This window comes from Marasmitruncus massiliensis (assembly GCF_900186535.1).
GTDB classification, from domain to species: domain Bacteria; phylum Bacillota; class Clostridia; order Oscillospirales; family Ruminococcaceae; genus Anaerotruncus; species Anaerotruncus massiliensis_A.
The window spans coordinates 1,162,043-1,176,488 of sequence record NZ_FYDE01000005.1 but is presented as its reverse complement, the minus strand read 5'-3'; the positions used below and the strand labels follow the sequence as shown (position 1 = coordinate 1,176,488).

Below are 14,446 nucleotides of genomic sequence, written 5' to 3'. Positions count from 1 at the left end.
GGCCGCCGTGCAATTGCAGGCGGCCGCCTTTCGGGCAGGAAATCGGAGGACTTTTTATGGCACTGAAACTGGCGTGCATTTTTCTGGCATCCGGACATTCCAAGCGGTTCCGCGAAAATAAGCTGCTTTCAAACTTCGGGGGGCAGACGCTCGTGGATGTCGTTTTCCAAAACCATCCCGCCGAGCTTTTCAATCAGACCGTAGTCGTAACGCGCTACGCGCCCGTGGCTGTTTCGGCGGCACAATGCGGCTTTTCGGTTGTGGAAAACGACGATGAAACGGACGATATCAGCAAAACCATCCGTCTGGGAATCGAGGCGTTTCGTCCGGGAATGGATGGCTGTATGTTTTCCGTCTGCGACCAGCCGTTGCTCACCGCCGACAGCATCCGGAAGCTGGTGCAGGCCTTCCAGTCCTCCCCCGATAAAATCGCGGTTCTCGCCTATCACGGAAAACGCGGAAACCCCGTGATTTTCCCCAGTTCCCTGTTTGGCGAATTGTCGTCGCTGCCCGCCGGACAGGCCGGCAGTGCTGTGATCGACGCGCACCGGGAGCTTTTGACGCTGGTGCCGGTGGAAAACCGCCGGGAACTGATGGATATTGATTACCGCAGCGATCTGGACGCCATTGCGCAGCCGGAATCAAATCTCTGATGATTCCAGATAAAAGGAGCCGGGCAGATGCCCGGCTCCTTTTATCTGAATGAAAAACAGAATTACAGGTTTTCTTTAATTTTAATCACAGTCCCCGTCAGAAAATTCTGCGGGATCGTCCGCTTGTCGTCCACAAAATAATTAAATAGAATCTGAATTGCCTGATACCCTTGCTGAACGGGTTCCTGACAGATTGTAAAATCAATGATTCCGTCGTTTACCAGCCTGCGCGTGGATTCCACATCGTCAAAGGACAGCACCCACATGGGGCGCTGCTTTTCCCGCAGCCCAAGCTCGGCGATTGCCCTGCAAACGCCCGCTACGCCCGCCGCTACTATAAAGACACAGTTGATCTGGGGGTTCTTCCACAGAATGTCCAGAGCGGTTTTATAGGCGTAGTCGTCGTCATCCTGTGATTCGAACACATCCACCAGCTTATACTGGACGCCGTTTTCCCGAAGCGTGCGTGAAAAGCCTTTAATCCGCTCGTTATGGCCTTTGATCTTCAGCGAACCGGTAACAATCAGCAGGTTCAGCTTCTGACGCGCGCAAAGGGAAAGCAGCCCCGCGGCGGTATGCCCGCCTTTGAGGTAATCGCTGCCAACATAGCAAAGCCTTTTGGTGTGCGACAGGTCGGTGTTCACCGTTACAACCGGGATCCCGCTGTCAATCAGCTGGTTGACATATGTCCGCACTTCCGCAATATCCACCGTTGAAATGCACAGCGCGGAACTTCCCGCATCCACAAGTTCCTTAATGGCGCGGATATGGTCGCCCGGGTCATAACCTCTGATTTCCTTTACTTTCACCGTTACGCCGAAGTCCGCAAGCTCCTCCTGCGCGGTATAAAATCCCCTGATCACATCATCGTAAAACGGGTTGCCGATGCTTGGGATCAGGCAGCCGACCGTAATCGGCTGTTTTCTCGCCGCCAGGATTTTCCCCGCCCGGTTAGGAAGGTATCCCATCGTGTCGGCAACTCTGCGGATGTGTTCCGCAATTTCCGGTTTGACGCCGCCGCGATTGTGCAGCACGCGATCTACTGTTCCGCGGGAAACCCCGACGGCGGCAGCAATCTCCTTAATCGTAACGGCCATTTACATCCTCCTAGCGTGTACGGGCATGTTCAATTTACTTTACCTTGATTTTGCATTGCTGTCAATAAAAAATTAAGCGAACGGATTTTCTGTCCGGTAAAGCATCCCCTTTGGCTGGTTAAAGGAAATATCGGGTATCCCGAGATAGTCAAACACGGTAAACAACGCTTTTCCGACATGGCCGAACGCCACCGCGCCATGGTGCGGGAACCGTTTTTCAATCAGTACATGCCGGTAGAAACGGCCCATTTCCGGTATCGCAAAGACGCCGATTCCGCCGAATGAGCCGGTCGGAACGGGCAGGACCTCGCCCTGCGCGATATACGCCTGCAGGGAAGTGTCCGCGTTGCTGTGCAGGCGGAAGAAGGTAATTTTTCCCGGCGCGATGTCCCCTTCCAGCGTTCCGCGTGTAAAGTCCGGCGTGCCGCCGTTTTCCAGCAGGCGGTTTTGAATCAGCTGATAGTTCACCTTGCCTTTTGACAGCTTGCACAGGGGTGTATTGCCGCAGTGGAATCCAATGAACGTATCCTGCAGCGTATAGCCATAGGTTCCGCGGATCAACTCGTCAAACAGGTCGCGCGGGACGGAGTTATTGATATCGAGCAGGGTCACCGCGTCGCCTGTGACGCATGCGCCGATGTATTCGCTGAGTGCTCCATAGATATCCACCTCACAGGCAACCGGGATTCCGCGTGAAGCAAGGCGGCTGTTGACATAGCACGGCTCAAAGCCGAATTCCTTCGGGAAAGCCGGCCAGCATTTATTCGCAAACGCCACATAGTTCCGCATCCCCCTGTTCTGTTCCGCCCAATCCAGCAATGTCAGTTCAAACTGTGCCATGCGCGGCAGCATATCCGGGTACTGGTTCCCCTCATGCCCTAATTCGCGCGCCATATCCGCGGCAACCTCGCCGATGCGCTCATCGCCCGTGTGCGCCTTGTAGGATACCAGTAAATCCAGTTCTGAGTTTTCCTGAATTTCAACGCCGAGATCATAGAGCGCTTTGACCGGCGCGTTGCAGGCAAAGAAATCCTGTGGGCGCGGCCCGAAGGTTATGATTTTCAGCGAAGAAATTCCCAGAAGCGCGCGCGCGACAGGGATAAAATCGGCGATCATCCTGCCGATATCCTCGGCTGTCCCGACCGGATATTCCGGAATCACCGCGCGCAGTCTGCGAAGCCCCAGATTGTAAGAGCAGTTGAGCATCCCGCAGTAGGCATCGCCGCGCCCGCCCAGCAGATCCTTTCCGGATTCCTCCGCAGCCGCCGCATACATGACGGGGCCTTTGAATTCCGCCGCGATCAGCGTTTCCGGCGTTTCCGGCCCGAAATTGCCCAGGAACACCACAAGCGCGTTACAGCCGGCGTCCCGAACCTCTTTTACCGCTTTCCTGACATCCGTTTCATTTTCCACTGTTACTTTGGATTCCACAATTTCGCATCCGCCTGCTGCGCAGGAATCCACAATTGCCTTGCGGCGGCGTTCGGAAAGCGAAATGACAAAGCAGTCACGGCTGACAGAAATAATACCAAGCTTGACTACCGGAAGATTGTTGAACATATGTACCCACTCCTTCATTGTATCTCTATATTTTCACCCGATAAACCCACGAACGCCCCCTGTTTTGCTTCACCGGAATCGGGATGGGCGATCAGCCATTTGTTGCGTGCCCAAAGCAGACGGTCTTCTTCGCTGTCACCCGCGGTAGCGGGTATCTCCTCGTTTGTCCCGCGGGGCAGCACAATCGCCACCCTGAAACCATCCCCACCCGGTTCGCTGCAGGGCGCATAATGAAGCGCTGTCTCATAAAGCAGAACAGCTGTGCCTTTCGGGACAAAAAATGCCTCAATTTCTCGTGTGTCAAGACAATTTCCGCGCATTTTTTGCAGGCTGGCCAGCAAAAGGACCACATTGTCGGCGGCAATGTTGACTTCGCTTCCCCGATGATATTCCAGACAGTTCAGCTTCCGGTTGCTGCCGTTGCAGTAACCGATTTGAATCGGCATGCCGCCATAAACACAGCCCCTTAAAATCTGAAATGCGGGCAGACCCTCCAGAACCGGGTCAGACGGGACATAGATCACGCTGTCATCCGGTCTGGGTGTATGTTCGTTCAGCGTTTTCAGCAAAGCGCTGAAATCCTGCCCCAGAATTTTTCCATATTGGCAAAAAGCCGGATCGGAAACCTGTTTGATCTGCAAGATATGATCCCCCTTTACAGCGCCGCCAGCGTCTGATAGTGCTCTTTCAGGCTTGGATAAAGCTGACGGTACAGCCGATAGTATTTTTCATAGACCTCCGAATCGGAATCAATCGGGTGCTGCGCGGGATTGGTTTGAATGATCGACCGGCAGGCCTGCTGAACATCCGGATAAAGGCCCGCGCCCACCCCCGCAAGGATTGCCACGCCAAGCGCAGGCCCTTCCTTGGAAGCGATTGTCTGCACGTCACAGCCGTAATTGTCAGCCAGCATCTGACGCCACAACGGGCTGGTGCCCCCGCCGCCGCACGCATACATCGTGCCGAAAGAAATTCCCATGTCTTTCAGCGTATCAAAGCAGTCGCGCAGCGAATAGACAACCCCCTCCATGACCGCACGCAGCATGTCCTGGCGGGTATGGATCGCGGAAAGCCCGAAAAAGACGCCCCTGCTGTCCGCATCCAGAAGCGGGGAGCGCTCCCCCATCAGATAGGGCAGATAAAGCAGCCGGTTCGCCCCGGTGGGTACCCGCGCCGCCTGCTGATCCATGAGGGAATATGGGTCGACGCCCATACCGGCGGCGGTCTGTTTTTCCGCCTCACAGAAATTGTCGCGGAACCACTTTAAGGACAGCCCTGCCGCCAGCGTACAGCTCATGACCGTCCAGCAGCCCGGAACAGCGTGGCAGAACGTATGCACCCTGCCCTCCGGATGGATCGCCACTTTATCCGAGTGCGCAAAGATGACGCCCGATGTTCCAATGGTAGTGAAGGCCTTCCCCTGTTCCACCACGCCGGTGCCGACCGCCGCGGCCGCGTTGTCTCCGGCGCCGCCCACAACGAGCGTCCCTTTGGCAAGACCCGTCAGCTGCGCCGCCTGTTCGCTGACACAGCCCGTAACCTCGCACGACTCATAGACGCGCGGCATCAGCGTCTTGTCAATTTCCAGCTTTTCGAGCACTTCATCCGACCAGCAGCGGCGGGGGACATCCAGCAGGTTGGTTCCCGATGCATCGCTGACCTCGGTTGCAAATTCTCCGGTCAGCAGATAGCGGATATAATCTTTGGGAAGCAGAATATGCCTGCATTTTTGATAAAGTTCCGGCTCATGATAGCGTACCCATAAAATTTTCCCTGCGGTGAATCCCGGCAGTGCGGGATTGGCTGTCAGCTCTATCAGCCGCCGCGCCCCTACCTTTTGGGTGATTTCTTCACATTCTTTTCCCGTACGCCCGTCGCACCATATAATGGAGTGCCTCAGCACCGTACCGCCCGCATCGAGCATGACAAGTCCATGCATCTGACCCGAAAGCCCGATGCCCTTAATTTCGCGCGAATCAATCCCGCTTTTGCCGAGCACTGCTTTGATGGTGTTCGCAGTGGCTTTCCACCAGTCCTGCGGGTCCTGCTCAGCCCAGCCGTTTTTCGGCTGATAGAGCGGGTATTCTTCTGTCGCGGAAGCGACCGGTTCTCCATCCCCTCGGAACAGCACGGTTTTGGTGCCCGATGTACCGATATCCACGCCGATTAAGTAGTTCATTCATCAAAATCCTTTCTGTAGGAGATCAGGAGGCTCTGCTTCTCTTTTTGGAAACAACGTCAAAAATGACCGCCGCCAGCAAGACCAATCCCTTGACTGCTTTTTGCCAGTTCGCGTCAATTCCGAGAATGGACATACCGTTGTTGAGCACGCCCATAAAAATCGCGCCGATGACCGCTCCGCCGACAGTTCCCGTGCCGCCATAAGCCGACGCGCCGCCGATAAAGCAGGCGCCGATGGCATCCAGCTCATAGTTGGTTCCGGCTGTCGGCGCTGCGGAATTGAAACGCGCCACACAGGTGAGCGCCGCCACCGCGGACAGGAACGCCATATTGGTGTAGGCTAAGAACAGGACCCGGTTGGTATCGATTCCCGACAGCTTCGCTGCTTTTTCATTGCCGCCTACCGCGTAAAAATGGCGGCCCGGCACAGTCCTCGACGTGAAATATCCATAGGCAATTACGATTACCGCCAAAAGCACAAGTACCACCGGAATTCCTTTATGCTGCCCGAGCAGATAAGCGCTTGCCAGTACAACCGCGCAAATCAGCACCAGCCGGGCAGCAAACATTCCGCCGGCTTCGACCTCATAGCTTTTGCGCTTCTTTTTTCCGCGCTCCAAGACTTGCATGCTTACAAAAACTGCACAGACCGCCACCGCCGTCAGCATGGTTGCCGTCATCGCAAATGCCGGACTGCCGTTGTTTGGCAGAAAACTGGTGAAGTAAATCAGATAGCCTTCCGGGAACGGGGAAATCGTCAGTCCGTTGAGAATCAGCAGCGCCACACCGCGCCATAGCAGCATTCCGGCCAGTGTCACGATGAACGCCGGAATACGTACATATGCAATCCAAAATCCCTGCCACATTCCAATCAAAATCCCTGTTATGAGACAGAGGAGTATGGAAAGATAGATGTTCAGTTTCAGATTAACAATCAGCGTACCCGCAAGAGCGCCGATCATCGCAACAATCGAGCCGACTGAAAGGTCGATATTTCCACCAGTCAGAATACACAAAAGCATTCCCGTCGCCAGAATCACCACATAGGCGTTTTGATTGATCAGATTGGAGACATTGGACGGTGCGAATAAAGACCCTTTCCCCGCCAGACCGATCAGAATCTGAAAGAGAACCATTACCACCGCCAGCGCAATGAGCATGGTATTTTTTTTCACTGCTTCTTTCATTGTCGTCATAACTGTTACGCTCCTTTACTCGATTGGAGTATGCAGGACATGATTACTTCCTGGCTCGCGTCTTCGCGGTTCAATTCCGAGACGATTTTGCCTTCGTTCATGACATAAATCCGGTCACACATACCCAGTATCTCAGGCAACTCGGAAGAAATCATCAGTACTGATTTTCCTTCCGCGACCAGTTGGTTCATGATACAGTAAATTTCATATTTTGCCCCGACATCGATGCCGCGGGTGGGTTCATCCAGAATCAGAATCTCCGGGTCGGCAAACATCCACTTGCTCAGCAGCACCTTCTGCTGATTGCCGCCGGACAGGCTGGACGCTTTTTGCTCGATGCTTGCGCATTTCGTTTTCAGCTTATCTTTATATTCGCTTGCAACGCTGATCTCCAGATCTTTATCGAGCACCTGATGCCGGCTGATTTTATCCATTTTTGCCATGGTAATATTTTCCCGAATAGGTGCGTTCAGAATCAAGCCGTTGCTCTTCCGGTCCTCCGTTACGTAAGCCAGTTTATTTTCAATTGCATCCTTGACCTTGTGCAGATGCACTTCTTTGCCGTTGATAAAAAGATGTCCGCTGATATGTGCGCCGTAGCTTTTGCCGAATATGCTCATTGCAAGTTCGGTTCGCCCCGCGCCCATCAGCCCGCTGATACCGACAATCTCGCCCCGGCGCAGCTGAATATTGACTTCGTCGCAAACCCTGCGCCCCTCATACGCCGGATGATAGACCGTCCAGTCCTTCACCTCCATGCAGACCCCTCCGATTTTAGCCTCCCGCTTCGGAAAGCGGTCCACCAGATCACGCCCGACCATTCCCTTAACAATGCGTCCCTCTGTAATGTCGTCTTCGCCCTTCACTAAGGTTTCAATTGTCGAACCGTCGCGCAGAATCGTGATTTTATCCGCCACATAAGAAATTTCGCTCAGTTTATGTGAAATGAGAATGGAAGTCATGCCCGCTTGCTTCAGCTGGAGGATCAGATCCAGAAGTTTCCGGGAATCAGACTCATTCAGTGACGCGGTTGGTTCATCAAGAATCAATAGTTTTACATTTTTCGCAAGCGCTTTTGCAATCTCTACAAGCTGTTGTTTGCCCACCCCGATATCTTTGACCAACATGCGGGAAGATTCGTAAAGCCCCACCGTTTTTAAGATTTCATCGGCTTTGGAAAATGTTTCGTCCCAGTCGACCCGCAGACTGCTTCCGCGTTCGTTCCCGAGAAACATGTTTTCCCCAATAGTCAGATAGGGAACCAGCGCCAGTTCCTGATGGATAATCACAATCCCCTTGCTTTCACTGTCCTTAATCCTGCCGAATTTGCAGACTTCCCCCTGATAAATAATGTCGCCTTCATAGCTTCCATAAGGATAAATGCCACTGAGCACATTCATCAGCGTGGATTTCCCGGCACCGTTTTCTCCAACCAGCGCATGGATTTCTCCCTCCGTCACCTGAAGGTTGACGTTGTCAAGTGCGCGCACGCCGGGAAAAACTTTCGTGATGCTTTTCATTTCTAACAGCGGCGTTTGCATAGTATCGCCTCCTATCTCCGAATATTGATGGCGGGCGGGCGGTTTCATCCGCTCGCCCGCTTTCGATGCGCAGTTTTTTAAAGATCCGCTGTCAGCCCAGGACTCAGGCAGCAAGATCCGCCTCGGTGTAGTAACCGCTGTCGATCAGCAGTTCTTTATAATTGTCAACTGTTGCGGCAACCGGGTCGCACAGGAAGGACGGAATTACGCCTGTGCCGTTGTCATAGGTCGTGGTGTCGTTGATTTCGACTTCGGTCCCCTTCATGATGGAATCCACCATGCCGACCACTTTATCCGCCAGAGTACGGGTATCTTTGAAGATGGACATGCTCTGCAGTCCGGCGATCATATTCTTAACGGCAGGCTTATCGCAATCCTGACCGGTCAGAATCGGGAAATTGTCTTTCGTATAGCCCGCAGCTACCAGCGCGTTTGTGATACCGTTGGCAACGGAATCATTGGAAGACAGAACCGCGTCCAGTTTGGTTTTATCCGCACCCGGACCGTAGTTATTGGAGGCAATCAGATTTTCCATCCTCTTCTGGGATTCTTCTGTATTCCAGTTCAAAGTGGCGCACTGCGCTTTTTCTGTCTGGCCGGATTTGACAACCAGCTTGCCGCTGTCGAGATACGGTTTGAGAACATCCATTGCACCGCCGAAGAAAAAGTTGATGTTGTTGTCGTCCGGGGAACCTGTGAACAGTTCAATGTTGAACGGGCCGGCTTCGGTGTCCAGCTTCAACGCGTCGCGGATAAATTCGCCCTGGAATGTACCGACCTTATAGTTATCAAATGTTGCATAATAGGTAACCGCATCACTGTTCATAATCAGGCGGTCATAAGCAATGACCGGAATGTTTTTGTCTTTTGCGCTTTTGAGGACTTCGGTGAGCGCCGAGCCGTCGATTGCCGCGATGACCAGCACTTTGCATCCCCCGGTGATCATGTTTTCAATCTGCGCTACCTGCGTCGGGATATCATTGTCCCCCGCATACTGCAGGTCCACTGTGTAACCCGCGCCTTCCAGCGTAGATTTCATGTTGGAGCCGTCCTGATTCCAGCGCTGGAGGCTTTGCGTCGGCATGGAGACGCCCACTTTGCTTCCGGCCGCATCATCGGCGGGAGCAGCCGCCTCTGAGGACGCCGCAGAAGATGCGGGAGCAGGAGCAGCGCTGGCAGCGGAACTGCTAGCCGCAGGCGCAGAACCGCCGCACGCCGCCAGAGACAACGTCATTGACAGTGCAAGAAGAGCCGCGAAAAACTTTTTCATTTCATTCACTCCTATTTGCTTTATTTGATCCGGTTAAACCGGTTTCCGACGCAATCAGTGCACGAGCACGATTAAAATTTAAAAGTCATAATTTCTGTTGATCCTTTTTCTTCTCTCATATTACGACAAAATTCGATTTGTGCTCGTGCACAATTAGAAATTAAAAAAAATGGAGTCGTTTTTCTTGTCCTTATGTATGTGCTCGTGCACGTTCCCGATGTTTTTAGTCTAGCGATTTGTTTTGCAATTGTCAACAGCATTTTCAAAAAAAGAGCAATTCTTATAAACGCGAATTCTTGTTTTTGTCCGAAGTGTACAACGATATTGAACGCCCTATGGCCGCATTCAAAAATGCATAAGGGGAAACGCCCGCCTGAAGCGGGCGTTTCCCCACATACCGGATGCGATTACCCATTAGCGCCCGTAATACTCCGACTGTGCGCGGGACACATAGATGCCGCTGTTTTCGCAGACTACCCTGCCGTCGCAAACCACCTGTGTACCGCGCAGGAATACCGCTTTTGTCCTGCCGACCGTTTTCTGGCCTTCATACGGCGTATAATCCACATTTTGATACTGTGTTTCAGCATGGATGCTGCTTTGAAAAAGAGGGTCCCACACAACGATATCCGCATCGCTGCCGACGGCGAGCACCCCTTTTTGCGGATAAAGGCCGAACAGGCGCGCTGTGTTTTCGCTCAACAGCTTCGCCATCTGTTCAACGGTCATCTTCCCCGTCATGACACCGTGAGTATACATCAACACCGGGCGGTGCTCGATACCCGGAAGCCCGTTGGGGATTTTGCTGAAATCCTCTTTCCCCAGTTCCTTCTGGCCTTTCCAGTTAAAGCTGCAGTGGTCGGTGGAAATCGTGTCGATTTCTCCCGCTTCCAGCGCCCCCCACAAAGCGGCCTGATCGGCTTTCTTGCGCAGCGGCGGTGAGCAGACGTATTTCGCGCTCTCAAATCCGGGCAGACTGTAAAGGCTGTCATCCAGCGTAAAATACTGCGGGCAGGACTCTATATAAACCTTCTGGCCGCGGGCACGGGCGCGGCGTACCTCCTCCAGACCCGCCTTAGTGCTGAGGTGCACAATGTTGATCGGGACGCCTGCCGCCTGCGCGATATAGCAGTAGCGCGCAACCGCTTCAGCTTCTACAAAATCGGGGCGGGAAAGCGGGTGATAGTTTGGCGTCAGATTGCCGGCCGCCCGGTTTTCCGCAACCATTCGGTTAACAAGGTCGCCGTTTTCGCAGTGCACACCGATGATACCGTGTACCTGCCCCACCCGTTTCAGAATTTCATACAGTTCTCCGTCCGAAACCCGCAGATTGTCATAGGCAAGGTAGAGCTTAAAGGAGGTAACGCCCTCTTTTACCATCTCATCGATTTCAGCGGAAACCGCCGGGTTCCAGTCCACAATCGCCATATGGAAACCGTAGTCGCAGGAGCTTTTCCCGTCTGCCTTGCCGTGCCAGATTTTGAGCGCCCCCGACAATGTTTTGCCCTTATCCTGCGTGGCGAAATCCAGCAGCATAGTGGTTCCGCCCGCAATCGCCGCGCGGGTGCCGCTGTAAAAGTCATCCGCTGTCAGCGCAGTTCCCGTGTCCATGTCCAGATGCGTGTGCGCGTCGATAAACCCCGGAAACAGCAGGCATCCGGCGGCGTCAAACGTTTCGCAGCCTTCCTTGGGCAGATTCGTCCCGATCGCCGCGATTTTGCCGTCCTCCACAAGTAAATCCGCGTCAAACTTTTTCTGCGAGGTAACAACCGTGCCGTTTTGAATGAGTGTTTTCATGGAAATTTACCCCTTTCCCATACATTCCGTCTTGATTATGATGCCAAGAAAGGGCAGGCAAAAGCCCACCCTTTCTTGATTCACTTTTAAAGCATATAGCTGTATTCCAAAGCAACCGCCGAAATCAGCCTGCAGATATCCGCGGGCAGTCCGCAGTCCTGCCCGAACACGGTATAGTCCCCTACCTGACCGTCCAGACGGACGCGGTAAAGCTGTTTTCCGGCATCCAGCAGCAGGAACCCTTCGTTTGTGCTGTTTTCGAAATCTTCTTCGTTCCAGAACAGCGTGAATTTGTCCTTGTACGGCCTGCTGTCATACGGGCAGAAGGTGCCGCAGTTTCCGCACTCGTTGCACATGCCGTCGACATGGACAATTTGGCGCATGGCCTTGCCTTTCACGCGCACCGCAACGTTGGCGCGGTTCGGGCAGACATCCACGCAGCATTCGCAGACGGTCGCGCATTCCAGGCAGCGCTCATCTTCGGTGCATTTGGAACAGTTCGAATAAAGCGTGCCCTTCTTGCGGTAAGCCGGTCCCGCGTCCGGATTAACATTCTGCGCCTCGTAAGCATCGGTTTTGATGCCGGCAATTGCTTTCGCGGCTTTCATCGCGTCCGCAATCGCCTCCACAACAGTGGCCGGACCCCTGTTTGCGTCGCCGGTCACATAAACGCCGGAAACGCTGGTCTCGAGGGTATCCGCGTTCACCTTCACCCTGCCGCGCTCATCGAGCGCAATGCCGTTCGTGGTATAAAAATCGCTGTCGACGCGTTCGCCGACCGCCGCGATTACGGTGTCGGCGGGCACTTCCACCACTTCGCCCGTGTCAACAGGGCGGCGGCGTCCGGATGCGTCCGGCGCGCCCAGAGACATCTTATGGCAGGTCAGCACGCCGTCTTTTACGCCGACGGGAGAAAGCAGCTCGCAGAACTCCACCCCATCTTCAACCGCAAGAGCCAGTTCTTCCTCATCCGCGGGCATGTAGCGCTTGCTGCGGCGGTAAACCAGACGCACCTGTTTGACCCCTTCGACGCGTTTCGCCGCGCGCGCGGCGTCCATGGCGGTGTTTCCCCCGCCGATTACTACGACTTGCCCGCCAATATTCAGCCCGTCGGGATTGCTCTTGCACTGCTCCAGGAAATCCAGCACGTTCAAAGTCTTACCATATTCCAGTTCCAGACGGCCCGGATTCCATGCGCCGTTCGCAAGGATCACATGGGTATAGCCCTTCTTTTTCAGCTCGTCCACAGAGGTAATTTCCACGCCGCACTCAAATTTCGCGCCCAGCGCCTGCGCCAACGCAATATCCTTCTCAATCGCCGTGGTGGGAATGCGGAACGCGGGAATGACGTGGCGCACGATGCCGCCGAGCTGATCGCGTTTTTCAAACACGGTAACAGAAATACCGGCGCGCGCGAGGAAAAAGGCTGCGGAAATACCTGCCGACCCGCCGCCGACCACCGCGACACGGATATCCTCCGAAGCGGATTCCGGCTTTTTGAGCGATTTCATGAGTTCCTCAAAGCCGCCTTTTGCAGCGACCAGCTTGCTGCTGCGGATCTGCACGCTCTTTTCATAGCTGTTGCGCGTACATTTGTCCATGCAGCGGTGGGAACAGATGGTGCCTGTGATGAATGGGAGCGGGTTGCGCTCGGTGATCACCCTGAGCGCCTCGGTGTAGTTTCCTTCCCCGACTAGCCGCAGGTAGGCGGGGATATCCTGCTCGATGGGACAGCCGCCGCGGCAGGGCGCGGTAAAGCAGTCGATGAGCGGTACCTTTTTCTTCAGCTTCCGGCGCGGCAGAGGCTTGATGGATTTGCGGTAATGCGGGTCGGCCATACAGTCTTCGGTGTAATCCGAGACAGCCGCGACGTTGACGCCGGAAAACGGCTGGTCGCCGCAGTTCTGCAATTTCTTCGCCATCTGATAGAACCGCTGGTAGCCGCCGGGCTTCAGAAGGGTGGTCGCAATCGTAATCGGCCAGATGCCTGCCGCAAACAGGCGTTCAATATTGTAATGATCGGCGCCGCCGGAGAAGGAGATGCGCAGTTTGCCCTCAAATTCGCGCGCAATCATCCGCGCGACCGAGATGGTCAGCGGGTAAAGTGCGCGCCCGGACATATACATTTCCTCACTGGGCAGCTCACCCGCCGCGACATCGACCGGGAAGGTGTTGGTCAGCTTGACGCCGAATTCCAGCCCACGCTCCTCGGTCAGTTTCATCAGGCGGCGGATCATCGGCGCGGCGTCCTCAAACTGCAGGTCTTCCTTAAAGTGGTGATCGTCAAATTTCACATAGTCATAGCCAAGCGCGTCCATCGTTTTGCGGGCATAGTCGTAGCCCAGCAGGGTCGGGTTGCACTTGATATAGGTGTTGAGATTTTTCTCGGTGATCAGGTAGGTCGCGATGCGTTCAATCTCTTCGGGAGGACAGCCGTGCAGCGTGGAAAGTGTAATCGAATCGCTCACATGTGGTGTGATCGACTCGATAAACGCCTGATCGACCCGGCTGAATTTTGCAATATTTTTCAGTGCATAGTCCTTACAGGCTTTCCAAACCGGCGTATTTTCCGCATTCTTCATGCCCTCGATATAAGCGTCCACCTTTTCGCCCTTGATCCCCTCAAGGTCATATCCGACGCTCATATTGAAGATAAAACCGTCGTCGCTTCCAAGCTCAAACTCGCGGGAGAGAAGCTTACAGGCGAACCAGGCCTTCACATATTCCTCGAACGCTTCGGGTACGCGCAGCTCCGTGGACCATTCGCAGTTGTAGCACTCGTCCTCCGCCGCAATACACGGCTTGTTCACACACGCGGAAAGCTCCTCCCCGTCCATTTTCTGCACGGTTTTCAGTTCAAAAAAGCGGCTGCCGGCAGCATACGCCGCAATGATATTCTGCGCCAGCTGGGTATGCGGGCCGGCGGCAGGTCCGAACGGAGCTTCCAGCTTCTCCGCAAAGAGGGGCAGCTTCTGGTCGTCCGGTCTGTGCGAGAACAATTTCGAGATGCCAAAAACCGAACCCCTTGTTTTAAATTCTTCCAAAACCCAGTCCATCAGTTTTTCAAACGGGATCGGGCGCATGATATCACTCATCGGTATTCCTCCTGATTCAACTATCGGTGAAGCCGCCGGATAGACCGTACGGCTGT

At 54.3% G+C, this 14,446-nt stretch carries 10 protein-coding genes; 1 reads left to right on the top strand and 9 read right to left on the bottom strand.

Features of this window, described 5'->3' with window-relative positions:
* The first annotated feature begins 56 nt into the window (after window positions 1-56).
* A complete protein-coding gene (locus C1A10_RS13690) occupies window positions 57-653 on the top strand; it encodes a nucleotidyltransferase family protein (RefSeq protein ID WP_101910788.1) in 597 nt (198 codons plus the stop codon).
* A gap of 62 nt (window positions 654-715) precedes the next feature.
* Here C1A10_RS13690 and C1A10_RS13685 read toward each other — a convergent pair whose 3' ends face one another.
* The 9 genes from C1A10_RS13685 to ygfK all read right to left on the bottom strand — a co-directional run bounded on the left by C1A10_RS13685 (window position 716) and on the right by ygfK (window position 14,390).
* On the bottom strand, window positions 716-1,750 hold the full coding sequence (locus tag C1A10_RS13685; protein ID WP_101910787.1) for a LacI family DNA-binding transcriptional regulator: 1,035 nt from the start codon (window positions 1,748-1,750) through the stop codon (window positions 716-718).
* Window positions 1,751-1,822: 72 nt separating this feature from the next.
* Window positions 1,823-3,310 carry an L-fucose/L-arabinose isomerase family protein gene (locus C1A10_RS13680; protein ID WP_101910786.1) on the bottom strand — a complete coding sequence of 496 codons (1,488 nt, stop codon included), beginning with the start codon at window positions 3,308-3,310 and terminating at the stop codon, window positions 1,823-1,825.
* Window positions 3,311-3,324: 14 nt separating this feature from the next.
* Complete coding sequence (locus C1A10_RS13675; protein WP_101910785.1) at window positions 3,325-3,951, bottom strand: DUF4867 family protein; 627 nt, start codon at window positions 3,949-3,951, stop codon at window positions 3,325-3,327.
* Between the two features lie 14 nt (window positions 3,952-3,965).
* Window positions 3,966-5,489 (bottom strand): xylulokinase, encoded by a 1,524-nt coding sequence (xylB, locus tag C1A10_RS13670; RefSeq protein ID WP_101910784.1) that lies wholly within the window; start codon window positions 5,487-5,489, stop codon window positions 3,966-3,968.
* A gap of 25 nt (window positions 5,490-5,514) precedes the next feature.
* Window positions 5,515-6,687 (bottom strand): multiple monosaccharide ABC transporter permease, encoded by a 1,173-nt coding sequence (mmsB, locus tag C1A10_RS13665; protein ID WP_101910783.1) that lies wholly within the window; start codon window positions 6,685-6,687, stop codon window positions 5,515-5,517.
* Between the two features lie 5 nt (window positions 6,688-6,692).
* Window positions 6,693-8,228 carry a multiple monosaccharide ABC transporter ATP-binding protein gene (gene mmsA, locus C1A10_RS13660; RefSeq protein WP_101910782.1) on the bottom strand — a complete coding sequence of 512 codons (1,536 nt, stop codon included), beginning with the start codon at window positions 8,226-8,228 and terminating at the stop codon, window positions 6,693-6,695.
* Between the two features lie 103 nt (window positions 8,229-8,331).
* Window positions 8,332-9,498: a multiple monosaccharide ABC transporter substrate-binding protein gene (gene chvE, locus C1A10_RS13655; RefSeq protein ID WP_101910781.1), complete on the bottom strand. Its 1,167-nt coding sequence runs from the start codon at window positions 9,496-9,498 to the stop codon at window positions 8,332-8,334.
* A 414-nt stretch (window positions 9,499-9,912) separates the two neighbouring features.
* Window positions 9,913-11,295, bottom strand: a complete 1,383-nt coding sequence (gene hydA, locus C1A10_RS13650; RefSeq protein ID WP_101910780.1) for a dihydropyrimidinase — start codon at window positions 11,293-11,295, stop codon at window positions 9,913-9,915.
* 86 nt (window positions 11,296-11,381) lie between these two features.
* Window positions 11,382-14,390 (bottom strand): putative selenate reductase subunit YgfK, encoded by a 3,009-nt coding sequence (ygfK, locus tag C1A10_RS13645; RefSeq protein WP_101910779.1) that lies wholly within the window; start codon window positions 14,388-14,390, stop codon window positions 11,382-11,384.
* Window positions 14,391-14,446 lie beyond the last annotated feature (56 nt).